This window comes from Streptomyces filipinensis, assembly GCF_014649495.1.
GTDB lineage: Bacteria > Actinomycetota > Actinomycetes > Streptomycetales > Streptomycetaceae > Streptomyces > Streptomyces filipinensis.
The window spans coordinates 1-17,665 of sequence record NZ_BMTD01000039.1 but is presented as its reverse complement, the minus strand read 5'-3'; the positions used below and the strand labels follow the sequence as shown (position 1 = coordinate 17,665).

Below are 17,665 nucleotides of genomic sequence, written 5' to 3'. Positions count from 1 at the left end.
CTGCAACTGGTCCCGCCCGGCACCCCCGGCGAGCTGTACATCGCCGGCGCCGGACTCGCCCAGGGCTACCTGGACCGCCCCTCCCTCACCGCCGACCGCTTCGTCGCCGACCCCTACGGTCCCGCGGGCGGCCGGATGTACCGCACGGGCGACCTGGTCCGCTGGAACAAGCAGGGGTCCCTCGAATACCTCGGCCGGGCCGACCAGCAGGTCAAGCTGCGCGGCTTCCGCATCGAACCCGGCGAGATCGAGAGCGTGCTGGCGGGGCACCCGGCCGTCGGCCAGGCGGTCGTCACCGTCCGCGAGGACCGCCCCGGCGACAAGCGTCTCGTCGCCTACCTCACGGCACAGGACGGCGCGGCTGTCGACGTCGAGGACGTGCGGCAGCGGACGGCGGGGCTGCTGCCGGAGTACATGGTGCCGTCGGCGCTGATGCTGCTGGACGCGATCCCGCTGACCGGGAACGGCAAGGTGGACCGCAAGGCCCTGCCCGCGCCGGCGGCCGCCGAGGAAACCGCCTCCGGGCGTGCGCCCCGCACGCCCAAGGAAGAGGTGCTGTGCGGGCTCTTCGCCGAGATCCTCGGCCTGCCCTCGGTCACCATCGACGACCACTTCTTCCACCTCGGCGGGCACTCCCTGCTCGCCACCCGGCTCGTGGGCCGGATCCGCACCGTGCTGGGGGTCGAGGTCTCCGTGGCGACCCTCTTCGAAAACCCGATCGTGGCAACGCTCGTCGAGAAGCTCGACGGCGCCGAGGCCGCTAGGCCCAAACTGCGGCCGATGCGCCGGATGGGAGCGACCAAGTGATCCCCTTGTCCTTCGCCCAGCAGCGTCTGTGGTTCATCGCGCAGATGGAGGGCCCCTCGACGACCTACAACATCCCGCTGGCCGTCCGGCTGACCGGTGAACTCGACCGGGGAGCGCTGAAGTCGGCGATCACCGATGTGATCGGCCGGCACGAGAGTCTGCGGACGCTCTTCCCGGACCACAACGGGACGCCGTACCAGCACATCCTCACCGAGCAGGAGGTGGAGTTCGAGCTGCCGGTCGTGCCGGCGACCGGCGAGACGCTGGCCGCCGTGCTCGCCGAGGAGTCGGCGCAGGTCTTCCACCTCTCGGTGGACCTGCCGCTGCGGGCGCGGCTGATCACGCTCGGCGAGCGGGAGCACGTGCTGCTGGTGGTGATGCACCACATCGTCACCGACGGCGGTTCGACCGGCCCGCTGCTCGCCGACCTGGCCGCCGCCTACGGGGCGCGCGCCCAGGGGCTGGCGCCCGACTGGGAGCCGCTGCCGGTGCAGTACGCCGACTACACGCTGTGGCAGCAGGAGCTCCTCGGCGAGGCCGACGACCCGGACAGCGCCGGTTCCCGGCAACTCGCCTTCTGGCAGGAGGCGTTGGCGGACCTTCCCGAGGAGGCCACGCTCCCCGCCGACCGGCCCCGCCCGGCCGCCGCCTCCTACCGCGGCGGTCTGTGCACCGACCACCTGCCGGCCGACCTGCACACCGGGCTCACCCATCTGGCGCGGGAGTCGGGGGCCACGCTGTTCATGGCCGTGCAGGCGGCGGTCGCGACCGTGCTGTCCCGCTCCGGGGCCGGGCTCGACATCCCGCTCGGCTCGCCGGTCTCCGGGCGGATCGACGAGGCGCTGGACGGTCTGGTCGGCTTCTTCGTCAACACCCTCGTGCTGCGCACCGACCTGGGCGGCGACCCGAGCTTCCGCGAGCTGCTCGACCGGGTGCGCAGGACCGACCTGGCCGCCTGGAACCACCAGGACCTGCCCTTCGACCGGCTGGTGGAGGTGCTCAACCCGGAGCGCTCCGCGTCCCGGCACCCCCTGTTCCAGGTGATGCTCACCCTCGGCGAGGCCGGCTCGGACACGGTCGGCTTCCCAGGTCTGGACGCCCGGACCGAGTACAACGAGCTGCAGATCGCCAAGTTCGACCTGACCTTCGGTTTCGCCGAGCACCGCAGCCGGGACGGGCGGCCCCAGGGCCTGGACATCACCATCGAGTACGCCACCGACCTGTACGAGGCCCGCACGATCGACGCCCTCATGGCCCGCCTGCGGCGGCTCCTGGAGTCGGTGCTGACCTCGCCGGACACCCCGCTGTCCGTCCTCGACCTGCTCGGCGAGCACGAGCGCCGGCAGCTCCTTGAGGAGTGGGCGGGCCCGGCCACCGCGGCCCCGGACGCGAGCCTGGCAGAGCTGTTCTCCGCACAGGCCGCCCGCACCCCGGACGCGGTCGCGATGGTCGACGAGTACCAGGACTTCAGCTACTGCGAGCTGGACGAACTCACCAACCGGCTCGCCCACCACCTGATCAACCTGGGGATCCGGCGCGGTGACGTGGTCGCCGTCCTGATGGAGCGCTCCGCCGGGCTGCTCACCGCGCTGCTGGCGGTGGTGAAGGCGGGCGCGGTCTACGCACCGCTGAACACCACCGACCCGGACACCCGTCTGGCACAGATCCTCAGCGACACCGCGGCCCCGGTGCTGCTCACCGACGAGGCCATGGCCGACCACCCGGTGGCCGCGGCGACCTCGGCCCGGGTCGTCGTCCTGGACGGCGTCTCGGTCCCGGAGGGCCTGCCCGCCACCGCACCGGTGTCCGCCGTACACCCCGACGAGCCGGTGTACGCCATGTTCACCTCGGGCTCGACCGGTGTCCCGAAGGGTGTCGCCGTCACCCACCGCAACGTCGCCGACCTGGCCGCCCAGACCAGGTACGCGGGCGGCGACCACCGCCGGGTGCTGTTCCACTCGCCGGCCGCGTTCGACGCGTCGACGTACGAGATATGGGTGCCGTGGCTCAACGGCGGCACCCTCGTCGTCGCACCGCCCGGCCACCTGGACCCGGCCGGCTACCGGCACCTGATCGACACCTACGGCATCACCAGCATGTGGCTGACCGCGGGTCTGTTCCGGGTCATGGCGGAGGAGGCGCCCGACGCCTTCGCCGGGGTCCGCGAGGTGTGGGCGGGCGGCGACGTCGTACCGCCCGAGGCGGTGCGCCGCATCCACGAGCACTGCCCGCAGACGACCGTCGTCAACGGCTACGGCCCGACCGAGACCACCACCTTCGCGGCCACCCACCGGATCCGCCGCCCCTTCGACTACCCGGGCACCGTCCCGATCGGCGAGGCACTCGACAACCACCGGCTGTACGTCCTGGACCCCGCGCTGCGGCTGGTGCCACCCGGGACGCCGGGAGAGCTGTACATCGCGGGCGCGGGGCTCGCCCAGGGGTATCTGCGCCGCCCGGGGATGACAGCGGAGCGTTTCGTCGCGGACCCCTACGGCCCCTCCGGCGAGCGCATGTACCGCACCGGCGACCTCGTCCGCTGGAACCACGAGGGCTCCCTGGAGTACCTCGGCCGCGCCGACCAGCAGGTCAAGCTCCGCGGCTTCCGCATCGAACCGGGCGAGATCGAGAGCGCGCTGACCGCGCACGCCTCCGTCGCCCAGGCCACGGTGATCGTCCGCGAGGACCGGCCCGGCGACAAGCGGCTCGTCGCCTACCTGGTCGCCGCGCAGGACGTACCGCTGGACGCGGAGGAGGTGCAGCGGCAGGTCTCCGCCGCCCTGCCCGAGTACATGGTCCCGTCGGCGTTCGTCGTCCTCGACGCGCTGCCGCTGACCACCAACGGCAAGATCGACCGGCGCGCGCTGCCCGCGCCCAGGCAGAGCACGGACAGCGCGGGGCGGGCTCCGCGCACCCCTGCCGAGGAGGTGCTGTGCGGGCTCTTCGCGGCCGTGCTCGGGCTGCCGTCGGCCACCATCGACGACCACTTCTTCCGCCGGGGCGGCCACTCGCTGCTCGCCACCCGGCTCATCAGCCGCATCCGTGCCGTGTGGGACGCCGAGATCACCATCCGGGACCTGTTCCAGTACCCGACGGTCGCCCTGCTCGCCGAGCGGCTCACCGCGGCGAGCGGTGACACCCGGCGGCCGGCCCTCGCACCGCAGGAGCGCCCGGAGCGGGTGCCGCTGTCCTCGGCCCAGCAACGGCTGTGGTTCCTGGACCAGATGGAGGGCCCGTCGGCGACGTACAACATCCCGATGGCCCTGCGGCTGACCGGCGAGCTCGACCGGGAGGCCCTGCGCCGGGCGCTCACCGACCTGGTGGCCCGGCACGAGAGCCTGCGGACCGTCTACCCCGTCGAGGAGAACACCCCGTACCAGCACGTCCTGCCGTGCGGGCCGGTGGAGCTGCCGCTCGCCGACACCAGCGAGCGGGACCTGGTCAGGCTGCTGCACGCCGAGGCCTCCGGCACCTTCGACCTGGCCGGTGAACTCCCCTTCCGGGCCCGCCTGTTCCGGCTCGGCCAGCAGGCGCACGTGCTGTCGCTGGTGATCCACCACATCGCCTCGGACGGCTGGTCCAACGCCCCGCTGTTCCGGGATCTCTCCGCCGCCTACGCGGCCCGCGCCGAGGGGCGGGCACCGGACTGGGAGCCGCTGCCGGTCCAGTACGCCGACTACGCGCTGTGGCAGCAGCGGCTCGTCGAGGAGGACGAGGAGCGCCAGCTCGACCACTGGAAGCAGGCGCTGGCCGAGCTGCCGGAGGAGGCCACCCTGCCGACCGACCGGGCCCGCCCGGCGACCCCCTCCAACCGGGGGACCACACACACCGTGCACGGCGACGCCCGGCTCCACCGGGCGCTCACCACCCTGGCCCAGGACAGCGGAGCGACCCTGTTCATGGTCGCCCAGGCCGCCGTGTCGACCCTGCTCTCCCGCTCGGGTGCCGGGCACGACATCCCGCTCGGCTCCCCGGTCGCCGGCCGCACCGACCAGAAGCTCGACGACCTCGTCGGCTTCTTCGTCAACACCCTCGTGCTGCGCAACGACCTGAGCGGCGACCCGAGCTTCCGGGAGCTGCTGGGACGCGTCCGGGAGACCGACCTGGCCGCCTGGGCCCACCAGGACCTGCCCTTCGACCGGCTGGTGGAGGTCCTCAACCCCGAGCGCACCACGGCCCGGCACTCCCTCTTCCAGGTCATGCTGACCGTCGGCGACTCCGCCACCGAGGCGCCCCGGATCGGCGCCCTGGAAGGAGAGTTCCTGTTCCCGTCGGCCTCGGTCGCGAAGTTCGACCTGACCTTCGCGTTCGCCGAGCGCCGGGACGCGGCGGGCGAGCCGGGCGGCCTGGACATCACCGTCGAGTACGCCACCGACCTGTACGACTCCCGCACCATCGAGGCGACCGCCGACCGTCTCGTACGCCTGCTGGAGGCCGCCGCCGCCTCGCCCGAACTGCCCGTGAGCGAACTGGAGCTGCTTTCCGGGGACGAGCGGGCACGGGTGCTGGAGTGGAGCGGTGCGCCCACGCCGGCCCCGACCCTCGGACTCGACGGGCTGTTCTCCGGCCAGGCGGCCCGCACCCCGGACTCCCTCGCGCTGGTGTACGAGGAGCAGCGGCTGACCTACGCCGAGCTGGACACGTGGTCCAACCGGCTGGCCCGGCACCTCACCGCGCGCGGAGTCGTCCCGGGCAGCCTGGTCGCCCTGCACCTGGAGCGCTCCCCGCACCTGATCGCCGCGATCCTCGCGGTGCTGAAGGCCGGCGCCGGATACACGGTGCTGGACCCGCAGTTCCCGGCCGAGCGGCTCACCACCGTGCTGGGCCAGACGCGGCCGTCCGCCCTGGTCAGCCAGAGCCATCTGATCGAGCTGCCCGGTGAGGCGCCGCTGATCGACCTCACCGTGGACGCGCCCGGGATCAGCGCCCTGCCGGGCACGGCCGTGGAGACCGGCGGACACCCGGAGGCCACCGCGTGCGTCATGTTCACCTCGGGCTCGACCGGGGTGCCCAAGGGGGTCGCGGCCTCGCACCGGGCGCTGGCGGCCACCTTCATCGGGCCGGACTACCTCAACTTCGGTCCCGAGCAGACCTATCTGCAGAGCTCCCCCGTGTCGTGGGACGCGTTCGCGCTGGAGGTGTTCGGGCCCCTGCTGCACGGCGGGGTGTGCGTGCTGCAACCGGGTCAGCACACCGACCCGCACCGGATCGCGGAGCTGGTGGAACAGCACCAGATCACCACCCTGCAGATGTCGGCGAGCCTGTTCAACCACATGCTCGACGAGCACCCTGCCGTCTTCGCCCAGGTCCGCGAGGCCATGACGGCCGGCGAGGCGGCCTCGCCCGCGCACACCGCCAAGGCCCTGGCCGACCACCCCCACCTGCACCTGGTCAACGGCTACGGCCCGGCGGAGAGCATGGGCTTCACCACCGCCCACGCCATCACCGCGCCCGCGCCCGCCATCCCCATCGGCCGGCCCATCGCCGGCAAGCACTCCTACGTCCTCGACGAGAACCTGCGGCTGCTGCCACCGGGCGTGCCCGGGGAGCTGTACGTCGCCGGCCACGGCCTGGCCCACGGCTACATCGGCCGGCCGGGCCTGAGCGCCGAGCGGTTCGTGGCCGACCCGCACGGGGCGCCCGGCTCGCGGATGTACCGCACCGGGGACCTGGCCCGCTGGAGCCAGGACGGCGCGCTGGAGTACCTGGGGCGGGCCGACCAGCAGATCAAACTGCGCGGCTTCCGCATCGAGCCCGGCGAGATCGAGTCGGCGCTGCTGCGGCACCCGTCGGTCGTCCAGGCCGCGGTGCTGATCCGGGAGGACCGGCCGGGCGACAAGCGGCTGGTGGCGTACGTGGTGGCCGCCGACGCGAAGGCGCACCCGGTGGACCCGGCCGAGCTGCGCCGGCACGCGGCCGCCGCCCTGCCCGAGTACATGGTGCCCGCCGCCGTCGTCGCCCTCGACGCGCTGCCGCTCACCGTGAACGGCAAGCTGGACCGGCGCGCGCTGCCCGAGCCGCCGCGCACCGGGGCCACCGGCGGGCGGGCGCCCCGCACCCCCGCCGAGGAGATCCTGTGCGGCCTGTACACGGCCGTGCTCGGGGTCCCCTCGGTCAGCATCGACGACCACTTCTTCCACCTCGGCGGGCACTCCCTGCTCGCCACCCGGCTCATCGGCCGCATCCGCGCGGTCTGGGACACCCCGGTCACCATCCGGGACCTGTTCCAGCATCCGACGCCCGCCCTGCTCGCCGAACACATCGCCGGGAACGCGGGCGGGGACCCGCTGGAGACGCTGCTGCCGATCCGGGCCGCGTCGGGCTCGGACCAGCCGCCGCTGTTCTGTGTGCACCCGGTCTCCGGGATGAGCTGGTGCTATGCCGGACTGCTCAAGTACCTCGACGACCGGCCGCTGATCGGCCTGCAGGCACGGGAGCTGACCGATCCGGCGCTCCGGCCCGGGAGCATGGCGGAGATGGCCGACACCTATGTGGCCGAGATCCGCTCCGTCCAGCCGCACGGGCCGTACCACCTGCTCGGCTGGTCCTTCGGCGGACTCGTGGCGCACGCGATCGCGGCCCGTCTGGAGGCGCTCGGCGAGGAAGTGGCCCTGCTCGGACTCCTGGACGCCTACCCGCTGCCCGACGGCTTCACCGCCCCGGCCGTCGACGGACACGAGGTCCTCACCGCGTTCCTCGGCACCCGCGGCGCCGAACTCGACGTCCGGTGCGCCGGCTCGGCGCCCGACCCGGCCGAACTCGCCGACGTGCTGCGGCGCGAGGACCCGATCCTGGGCGCCCTGGACCCGGTCCAGGCCGCCGCGGTCGTCGAGGCCACGGCAGCGCATCTGGACATGCGCTACCGGTACGTGCCGGAGCTGCGGTTCGGCGGCCACGCGGTGTTCTTCAACGCCCTGCGGACGCCGGCCGCGACCACCGGCGCCGAGGCCTGGGCGCCGTACGTTCTCGGCCACATCGAGGAGTACGACGTGGACTGCGAGCACTGGGAGCTGACCGGAGCCGAGCCGCTGCGGCAGATCGGCAAGGTGCTGGGCGAGCAGCTGCGGGGGGTGCGCCGCTAGCGGTCTCCACACCGGCCACCAGGTGCCCGGACCTGCCGACACGGCGGTCCGGGCACTTCCGCGTGCCCGGCGGCACGTGCGCGTGCCGGGGCGAAGGTGCCCCAACCGCCCACAACCTGCCGCTCTTGCCGCCGGACGGCGGGTTCCGGCCTCCGTAGCGTGAGGGTGTCCGCAGGTCACGGCTTCACCGGCAACAGAGGGTCAAGGACATGGTGGAACATTCCGACTGGCGTGTCGGGGCAGCTTCGGCCCCCGTCCATCACGGCGAGATTCTGCAGGGTGTCTTCGCCGGCCGCGACGGGCTCGTGCGCGGACTCGTGACGCTGCCCTGCACCATTCACACCACCCGGGCGACCTTCACCCCGGCGTCCGGCACCCGGGTCACCGTGTCGCCGGACTGGAAGGGCAAGGCGCGACGGGCGGCCGAACTGGCCGTGCGGGCCGTCGTCCCGGCCGGCGCCGGCGTGGCCGGCGGTCATCTGGAGCTGACCGGCGACGTGCCGCTGTGCCGGGGCTTCGGCTCCTCGACCAGCGATGTGCTGGCGGCGATCTGGGCCGTGAAGGACGCGTTCGCCGACCCCCTGCCGCCACGTGAGGTGGCCCGGCTCGCGGTACGCGCGGAGACCGCCTCCGACTCGCTGATGTTCGAGGACTCCACGGTGCTGTTCGCGCAGCGCGAGGGCACCGTCATCGAGGACTTCGGCTACCGGATGCCGCCCCTGCGCGTCCTGGGCTTCGGCTCGCGGCCCTCCAACCGGGGCAAGGGCGTCGACACGCTGGCCCTCCCGCCGGCCCGCTACGACGGGGCCGAGATCGAGCGGTTCGCCCGGCTACGGGACATGCTGCGCGACGCCATCCAGATGAAGGACGTCGCTCTGCTCGGCGCGGTGGCGACGGCGAGCGCGGAGATCAACCAGCGGCATCTGCCGGTCCCCGGTTTCGACCGGATCCGGGACATCGCGCGGACCTCGGGCGCGGTGGGCGTGCAGGTGGCCCACAGCGGGGACATCGCGGGGCTCCTCTTCGACCGGGACGACCCCGAGGTCGAGACGCGCACCGCACTGGCGCAGGACCTCCTGCGGAACACCGGTATCGACGAGCAGTGGAACTACACAACGGGTGACTGACATGACGACGACGACCCTCCCCAAGGCTCACTCCTCGATCGTGGAGGCCACCGAGCTGCCACGGATCATCAAGGTGGGCGACAACCTCTACGCGACCGCCTTCAGCCTGATGAAGCTGCTGCCCGCCCGCTACATCATCGACCGGGCCGAGGCCGCCGGGGTGCTCACCCCGGGCACCCCGGTCATCGAGACGTCCTCCGGCACGTTCGCGCTGGGCCTGGCCATGGTGTGCGGGCTGCGCGGCTACCCGCTGACCATCGTCGGCGACTCCGCCATCGACCAGGAGCTGCGCACCAGACTGGAGATGCTCGGCACGACGGTGGAGATCGTCGAGCACACCGGCCAGCCCGGCGGGATCCAGGGCGCCCGGCTGGCCCGGGTGGCCGAGCTGTGCCGGCAGCGGCCCGACGCGTTCGTCCCCGGCCAGTACGACAACCCCGACAACCCGGGGGCCTACGGCATCGTCGCCGACCTGATCGACGGCACCGTCGGCGCCGTCGACTGCCTGGTGGGGCCCGTCGGTTCGGGTGGCTCGACGGGCGGTCTCGCCGGTGCCCTGCGGCCCCGCAACCCCCAGCTGCACCTCGTCGGCGTCGACACCCACGGCAGCATCATCTTCGGCACCCCGGACGCCCCGCGCACCCTGCGCGGCCTGGGCAGCAGCATCCACCCGGGCAACGTGCGGCACTCGGCGTACGACGAAGCGCACTGGGTGACCGCCGCGGAGGCCTTCCACGCGACCCATGAGCTGTACCGCAGCCACGGCCTGTTCATGGGCCCGACCAGCGGCGCGTCCTTCCAGGTGGCGTCCTGGTGGGCGGCGCAGAACCCCGGCAGCACGGTCGTGATGGTGCTGCCCGACGAGGGCTACCGCTACCAGTCGACCGTCTACAACGACGCCTGGCTGCGCGAGCAGGGCATCACCCCCGCACCCGCGCCCGGCGGCGGCCCGGTCACCGTGGAGCACCCGCTGGACGCCCCGCCGGTGTGGTCCCGGCTGATGTGGGCGCGACGCGGCTTCGACGACGTGATGATGCCGGAGATGACGTCATGAGCGGGCGGCTGCTGCTCCTGGTGGAGTCCAACACGACCGGCACGGGGCGGCTGTTCGCCCGGCGGGCCGCGGAACTGGGTGTGGTGCCGGTCCTGTTGAGCGCGGACCCGGCCCGCTATCCGTACGCGGCCGAGGACGGGCTGCGGACCGTCGTCGTCGACACCTCCGACCCGGACCGGCTGGGGGAGGCGGCCACCCGGCTGGCCGCCGAGGCCCCGATCGCCGGTGTGCTGACCAGCTCCGAGTACTACGTCCCGGCCGCCGCCGCGCTGGCGTCCCGACTCCGCCTGCCCGGCCCCTCGGCGGACGCGGTGCGGGCCTGCCGGGACAAGGCCGAGCAGCGGCGCGTCCTCGCCGCCGCCGGCGTGGGCGTACCGGGCTTCGCGGTGGTGTCGACGGCGGACGCCGCGGTGTCGGCGGCGGCGACCCGGCTGCCCGTCGTGGTCAAGCCGGTGCAGGGCTCCGGCAGTCTGGGCGTACGGCTGTGCTCGGACCCCGACGAGGTCGCCGAGCACGCGCGCGCCCTGCTGGCGGCCACCACGAACGAGCGCGGGGTGGCGACCCCCGGCCGGATCCTGGTCGAGGAGTACCTGACCGGCGCCGAGTTCTCCGTCGAGGTGTTCGGCACCGAGGCGGTGGTGACCGTCGCCAAGCACGTCGGCCCGCTGCCCGCGTTCGTCGAGGTCGGCCACGACGTGCCGGCGGCGCTCCCCGCCGACCTGGAGCGCGAGCTGCGGCAGACCGCGGTGCGGGCCGTGGCGGCGCTCGGCCTCGGCTGGGGCGCGGCCCATGTGGAGCTGCGTCTCGACGGTCCCGTCGCCAAGGTGATCGAGGTCAACCCGCGGCTGGCCGGCGGCATGATCCCGGAACTGGTCCGCCGGGCCTGCGGGATCGACCTGGTCCGGGCCCAGGTCCTGGCCGCCCTGGGCCGTGCCACGCACCCCGAGCGCGCGCTGTACGGCCGCGCCTCGATCCGCTTCCTGACCACCGACCGCGACGGCATCCTGGCCCCCGACCTCACCGAGGCCGTGACGCGGGCCGGTGCCGTCCCGGGGGTCGTCGAAACGGTGCTCTACCGCGCCCCCGGCGAACCGGTCGGCCCCGCCGCCGACTTCCGCGGCCGCCTCGGCCACGTCATCGCGGTCGCGGACCATCCGGCCGAAGCGGCCGAGGCCGCGGACCGGGGCGTGGCAGCCCTCACGGGGGCGATCACCCCCGCGTCCCTGGACCGGCAGGAGGCGCTGACATGAGCGCCGTACGGACCCGCGAGGGCGCGACCGCCGCGCCGCACCACCCCGGCACCCCTTCCCCGCGCCCCCGCGGGTGCCGGGGGCACCGGCCGCTTCTCACCCCCGAGGACCTCTCATGACCACCGCCCCCGCGCGCGACGGCGTCGACACCGGCCGGCTCAGTTCGGCGCTGGATCCCGAGGCACACGCCATCGTCTACGACCAGTACGTGTCCGAGGACGCGGCGGATCCGCTGGGCGGCGAGCTGCGCCGCATCAGCCAGGTGGACCGCGCCCACCTGGTCATGCTCACCGAGCGCGGGGTCGTGGACCCCGCCCGGGCCGCCGCCCTGCTGCGGGCCGTGGAGGAACTGCGCACCGCCGACTTCGGCCCGGTGCGCGGACGGCCGATGCCGCGCGGGGTGTACCTGGCCTACGAGGGCTGGCTGATCGAGCGGCTGGGCGACGAGACCGGCGGCATCCTGCACACCGGCCGCTCCCGCAACGACCTCAACGCCACGACCGCCCGCCTGAGGGCCCGCACCCCCTACCTCCGCCTGCTGGACGCCGTGGACCGGCTCGCCGCCGTACTCCTCGCGCAGGCCGACCGGTACGCGGACGTCACCATGCCCGCGTACACCCACGGCCAGCCCGCCGTGCCGATCACCTACGGCCACTATCTGGCGGGCGTCGCGGGCGCGGTGCTGCGCGCCTACGGCCATCTCCTCGACGCGGGGCGGCAGTTGGACGTCAACCCGCTGGGCGCCGGCGCGATCGGTGGCACGTCCGTCCCCGTCGACGCCGAACGCACCGCCCGGCTCCTTGGGTTCACCGGGGCCGCCACCAACTCCGTGGACGCGGTGGCCTCCAGGGACTTCGCGCTGAGCCTGCTGTCCGCGTCCGCGACGCTCGGCGTCACCCTCGCCCGGGTCGCCCGCGACCTGAGCGTGTGGACGGCGGAGGAGGCGGCGCTGCTCCGGGTCGCCGACACACTGGTCGGCTCCAGCTCGATGATGCCGCAGAAGCGCAACCCGTTCCTGCTGGAACACATCCAGGGCCGCTCCACCGCGAGCCTGGGCGCCTTCATGAGCGCGGCCTCGGCGATGACCACCGCCGGCTACACCAACGCCATCGCCGTCGGCACCGAGGCCATGCGCCACCTGTGGCCAGGCCTCAGCGACACCACCGACGCGGTGACGCTGCTGCGGCTGGTCGTGGCCGGCACCGAACCGCGGCCCGAGCGCATGACCGAGCGCGCCCGGGAGGGGTTCACCGCGGCGACGTACCTCGCGGAGCGCCTGGTCGCGGACGGCATGCCGTTCCGCGCCGCGCACCACAAGGTCGGCGAGACCGTGCTGGCCGCGCTCGGCTCGGGCCGCTCCCTGGAGGAGACGGCCGGCCTCGACACCGACCTGGCCCCCGACCGCGTGGCCGCCGCCTGCGTCCACGGCGGCGGCCCGGGCAGCGACGGGCTTCCGCCGCTGCACCGTCAGCTCGCCGCCCACCGCACCGAGGCCGCCGTACGCCGCGATCGCTGGTCGGACGCCGAGGAGCTGCTGACCGACGCCGTACGGCAGGCGGTGCGGGCATGAGCGCGGACGTCACCGCCGTCACGGCACCGGCCCCCGCCCCGTCCCGCCCTCCCCTGTCCCGGCTCCGCGACTTCCGTCTCCTGTGGCTCGGCGAGACCACCAACCGGGTCGGCATCAACATCACCACGGTGGCCATGCCCCTGGTCGCCGTGGTCACCCTGAACGCCAGCACCCTCAGCGTGAGTGTGCTGGCCGCCGCGCCCTGGCTGCCCTGGCTGCTGATCGGCCTGCCGGCCGGCGCCTGGGTGGACCGGATGCGGCGGCGCCCGCTGATGCTGGTGTGCAACGTCTCCTCGATGCTGCTGCTCGCGAGCGTGCCGGTGGCCGCGTGGCTCGGTGTGCTCACCATGGCCCATCTGCTGGTCGTGGCGCTCCTCAACGGCCTGGCCGCGGTGTTCTTCGGGATCTCGTACAAGGTGTACGTACCCTCCATCGTGGACCGGGACCAGCTCCAGGACGCCAACGCCAAGCTGCAGGGCAGCGAGTCGGTCGCCCAGGTCGCCGGCCTGGGCGGGGGCGGTCTGCTCGCCCAGGGCTTCGGCGCGGTCGCCGGCCTGCTGGTCAACGCCGGCACCTTCCTCTTCTCGGCGCTGTGCCTGCTCGGCATCCGCAGCCGGGAGCCCCGGTCCGGGCCCTCTCGGGAGCGCGCCCCGCTGCGGCGGGACATCCGCGAGGGCCTGAGGCACACCGTGCGCGACCCGTACCTGCGTGTGCTGACCGCCTACGGCACCGTCACCAACCTGCTGCTGACGGCCTATCAGGCGATCCTGCCCGTGTTCTTGATCCGTCAGCTCGGCGTGCCGGAGGGCGCGACCGGCTGGCTGCTGGCCTCCAGCAGTGTCGGCGGGATCCTCGGCGCGGCCGGTGCCAAGCGGGTGACCGCCCGCTGGGGCACCGCACGCGGGCTGCTGGTGGCCACCGCCGCCACAGCCCCGTTCTCCCTGCTGATCCCGATGGCGGGGAAGGGCTGGATGCTGGCCGCGCTCGTGGCCGGCAGCGCCCTGCTCGCCCTCGGTGTGGTACTCGCCAATGTGATCCAGGGCGCGTTCCGCCAGCGGTACTGTCCGCCCCAGCTGCTCGGCCGCATCACGGCCTGCATCTCGGTGGCGAACTTCGGCGCCATTCCGTTCGGTTCCCTGCTCGGCGGCGTGCTCGGCACGGCGCTCGGACTGCGGCCGACGTTGTGGCTGCTGACCGCCGGTCTCGCGGTCAGCCCCCTGTTACTGCTGATCGGGCCCCTGCGCAGCAGGCACGACCTGCCCGCCGCGCCCGGTGGTTCATGACGCCCGGTCGGCTCCTTCGAGTACGAACAGGAGAGACCCCGTGGAAGGAACCCTGCCGTGGGTCGCTCGTGAGCTGCCACCCCCTGGCTCACTCGACCTCTGGCTCCTGAGGGTCTCGGATGTCGCCGCCGGCATCCTGGACGAGGCGGTGCTCGACGCGACCGAGCGCCGACGCGCTGCCGCCCTCATGCACGCGGCCGACCGCACCCGGTTCACGGCCGCGCACGTCGCGCTGAGACGGCTGCTCGGGGCGTATCTGCGCCTTCGCCCCGAGGAGATCCACTTCGGCCGGGACACCTGTCCCTGCTGCGGCGGCCCGCACGGCCGGCCCACCGTGCTCGGCGCGGGCCGCGACGACCTGTTCTTCTCGCTCTCCCACCGAGGCGACCTCGCCCTCGTCGGTACGGCCGCGGCGCCGATCGGCGTGGACGTGGACCTGGTGTCGGACCAGACGGCCACCACCGAACTGGCCTCGATGCTGCACGTGGCCGAGCAAGAGGAACTGGCCGCCCTCCCCTCGGCGTTGCGGCCCCGCGCGCTGGCACGGCTGTGGACCCGCAAGGAGGCCTATCTCAAGGGCCTCGGCACCGGACTGGGACGCGATCCGTCCCTCGACTACGTCGGCTCCGGCGGGCCGGAAGGGCCCTACCCGCCGTCCGGCTGGACCCTGCTGGACGTTCCGGTGGACCGGGGCTACGCGGCGGCGGTGGCGGTGCGCGGCGAACTCACCGCCACCGGCGCGACCATCACCCGCCTCGTCGGCCCACAGGCCGCCGAGCTGGTCCGCGCGGCCCCGCCCGTGCTCCTGACGGGAGGGACCTCGATCTGACCCGACACACCCGCAAGACCACTCCACCCCTACGAACCAAGGGATCCGACCATGCCAAGCACTGTGCAAGAGGCCCCCGCGGCCCGCCTTCCACGGATGTGCGCCGCCGACGACACCATGACCGGCGCCCAGTCCCTGATCCGCTCCCTGGAAGAGGCGGGCGCGGACACCGTGTTCGGGATTCCCGGCGGTGCGATCCTCCCGGCGTACGACCCGATGATGGACTCGGCCAGGATCCGTCACGTCCTGGTCCGGCACGAGCAGGGCGCCGGCCACGCGGCCACCGGCTACGCGCAGGCCACCGGGAAGGTCGGTGTCTGCATCGCGACCTCCGGACCGGGTGCGACGAACCTGGTGACGCCGATCGCCGACGCCCACATGGACTCCGTACCGCTCGTGGCGATCACGGGCCAGGTGTCGTCGAAGGCGATCGGTACGGACGCCTTCCAGGAGGCCGACATCGTCGGCATCACCATGCCGATCACCAAGCACAACTTCCTGGTCACCGATGCCGAGGACATCCCGAGGACGATCGCCGAGGCATTCCACCTGGCCTCGACGGGCCGCCCCGGGCCGGTCCTGGTCGACATCACCAAGGACGCCCTCCAGGCGCGGACCACCTTCGTGTGGCCCAAGACGGCGAACCTGCGCGGCTACCGTCCGAAGACCCGCCCGCACCCGCGGCAGATACGCGAGGCGGCGCGGCTGATCACCTCGTCCGAACGTCCCGTCCTGTATGTCGGCGGCGGCGTTCTCAAGGCCGGGGCGACCGCCGAACTGCGCGACCTCGCCGAACTGACCGGCGTGCCCGTGGTCACCACGCTGATGGCTCTCGGCGCCTTCCCCGGCAGCCATCCGCAGCACATGGGCATGCCGGGCATGCACGGGGACGTGTCCGCCGTGGCGGCCCTGCAGAAGGCGGACCTGATCGTCGCCCTCGGCGCCCGCTTCGACGACCGGGTCACCGGCAGGCTGGACACCTTCGCCCCGCACGCCAAGGTCGTGCACGCCGACATCGACCCGGCGGAGATCTCCAAGAACCGGTACGCGGACGTGCCGATCGTCGGCGACGCCCGCGAGGTGATCGACGCGCTGGCGGCCGCCGTGCGGGAGGAAGGCACGGCCGGTGACTACAGCGCCTGGTGGCGGGACCTGATCCGCTGGCGGGACACCTACCCCCGCGGTTACGACGTGCCCGCGGACGGCACGCTCTCCCCGCAGCTGGTCATCGAACGCATCGGCCGGCTCGCCCCCGAGGGCACCCTCTTCGCCTCCGGGGTCGGTCAACACCAGATGTGGGCGGCGCAGTTCCTGCCGCACGACGAGCCGGGCACCTGGTTCAACTCCGGCGGTGCCGGGACGATGGGCTACGCGGTCCCGGCCGCGATGGGCGCCAAGGCCGGCCGGCCCGACCGCACGGTGTGGGCGATCGACGGCGACGGCTGCTTCCAGATGACCAACCAGGAACTGGTCACCTGCGCGCTGAACAACATCCCGATCAAGGTCGCCGTCATCAACAACGGCGCCCTCGGGATGGTCCGTCAGTGGCAGAACCTGTTCTACGGTGCGCGGTTCTCCAACACCGTGCTGCACGACGGCGCGACCAACGCCGCGACCGGCTCGACCCGGGGCGTGGGCTCCGCGGCCAACCGGGGCACGCGCGTCCCGGACTTCGTCCTCCTCGCCGAGGCGATGGGCTGCGTGGGGCTGCGCTGCGAGTCCCCGGACGAGCTGGACGTGGTCATCGACAAGGCCAACTCGGTCACCGACCGTCCGGTGGTGGTGGACTTCATCGTCCACGAGGACGCGATGGTGTGGCCGATGGTCCCGGCCGGCACTTCCAACGACGACATCATGGCCGCCCGTGACGTGCGTCCCGACTTCGGCGACGCCGCGGACGACTGAGAGGACCCTCCGACATGTCCCAGCACACGCTCTCCGTCCTGGTCGAGAACACCCCCGGCATCCTGGCCCGGATCGCCGCCCTGTTCTCCCGCCGCGGCTTCAACATCGACTCGCTCGCCGTGGGCACCACCGAGCACCCGGACCTCTCCCGTGTCACGATCGTCGTCCGCGTCGATGACGAACTCTCCCTGGAGCAGGTCACCAAGCAGCTCAACAAGCTGGTCAACGTCCTGAAGGTCGTCGAGCTGGCGGCCTCGGACGCGGTTCAGCGCGAGCTCGTCCTCGTGAAGGTCCGCGCCGACAACACCACCCGCTCCCAGGTCCTGGAGATCGCCGAGCTGTTCCGGGCCCGCACCGTCGACGTGGCCCCCGAGGCGGTGACCCTGGAGGCCACCGGCGCCGGTGACAAGCTCGACGCGATGCTGCGGATGCTGGCGCAGTTCGGCATCAAGGAGCTCGTCCAGTCCGGTGCGATCGCCATCGGCCGCGGCTCCCGCTCCCTGACGGAACGAGGCGTCCGCGAGACCCGCACCCTGCGCATCACCTCGGGCGTGGCAAGGACCGCGCAGAGCGCCTGAACCCCGGGCGGCGCACCCCGTCACGCCCCCTTTCCCACCGCACCCCCTTACCCACCACCCTAAGGAGTTCGATCCATGGCCGAGCTGTTCTACGACGCTGACGCCGACCTGTCCATCATCCAGGGCCGCAAGGTCGCGGTCATCGGCTACGGCAGCCAGGGCCACGCCCACGCGCTGTCG

General features: G+C 73.2%; 10 protein-coding genes and 1 pseudogene. All 11 read left to right on the top strand.

The genetic code is table 11. From position 1 onward, the window contains the following. On the top strand, positions 1-807 hold an 807-nt coding region (locus IE244_RS43090; RefSeq protein ID WP_191878647.1), incomplete at its 5' end, for a phosphopantetheine-binding protein. Next, positions 804-7,889 carry a non-ribosomal peptide synthetase gene (locus IE244_RS40860; RefSeq protein ID WP_191878646.1) on the top strand — a complete coding sequence of 2,362 codons (7,086 nt, stop codon included), beginning with the start codon at positions 804-806 and terminating at the stop codon, positions 7,887-7,889. The genes IE244_RS43090 and IE244_RS40860, both read left to right, overlap by 4 nt. Before the next feature lie 209 nt (positions 7,890-8,098). Next, positions 8,099-9,016 (top strand): GHMP family kinase ATP-binding protein, encoded by a 918-nt coding sequence (locus IE244_RS40855; RefSeq protein ID WP_191878645.1) that lies wholly within the window; start codon positions 8,099-8,101, stop codon positions 9,014-9,016. A gap of 1 nt (position 9,017) precedes the next feature. Next, positions 9,018-10,070 (top strand): PLP-dependent cysteine synthase family protein, encoded by a 1,053-nt coding sequence (locus IE244_RS40850; RefSeq protein WP_191878643.1) that lies wholly within the window; start codon positions 9,018-9,020, stop codon positions 10,068-10,070. Next, entirely contained in the window at positions 10,067-11,320 is a 1,254-nt protein-coding gene (locus tag IE244_RS40845) for an ATP-grasp domain-containing protein (protein ID WP_191878642.1), read from the top strand. The genes IE244_RS40850 and IE244_RS40845 overlap by 4 nt, the downstream gene beginning before the upstream one ends. 115 nt (positions 11,321-11,435) lie before the next feature. Further along, a complete protein-coding gene (locus IE244_RS40840; RefSeq protein WP_191878641.1) occupies positions 11,436-12,890 on the top strand; it encodes an argininosuccinate lyase in 1,455 nt (484 codons plus the stop codon). Further along, positions 12,887-14,173, top strand: coding sequence for an MFS transporter (locus IE244_RS40835; RefSeq protein WP_191878639.1), 1,287 nt, complete (start codon positions 12,887-12,889; stop codon positions 14,171-14,173). Before IE244_RS40840 ends, IE244_RS40835 begins: the two co-directional genes overlap by 4 nt. Positions 14,174-14,213: 40 nt before the next feature. Further along, entirely contained in the window at positions 14,214-15,002 is a 789-nt protein-coding gene (locus IE244_RS40830; RefSeq protein ID WP_229854866.1) for a 4'-phosphopantetheinyl transferase family protein, read from the top strand. Positions 15,003-15,098: 96 nt separating this feature from the next. Further along, complete coding sequence (locus IE244_RS40825) at positions 15,099-16,907, top strand: acetolactate synthase large subunit (RefSeq protein ID WP_229854867.1); 1,809 nt, start codon at positions 15,099-15,101, stop codon at positions 16,905-16,907. Between the two features lie 14 nt (positions 16,908-16,921). Then, positions 16,922-17,485, top strand: coding sequence for an acetolactate synthase small subunit (gene ilvN / locus IE244_RS40820; RefSeq protein WP_051927298.1), 564 nt, complete (start codon positions 16,922-16,924; stop codon positions 17,483-17,485). A 75-nt stretch (positions 17,486-17,560) separates the two neighbouring features. Further along, a pseudogene (locus IE244_RS40815) lies at positions 17,561-17,665 on the top strand (ketol-acid reductoisomerase); the annotation flags it as partial.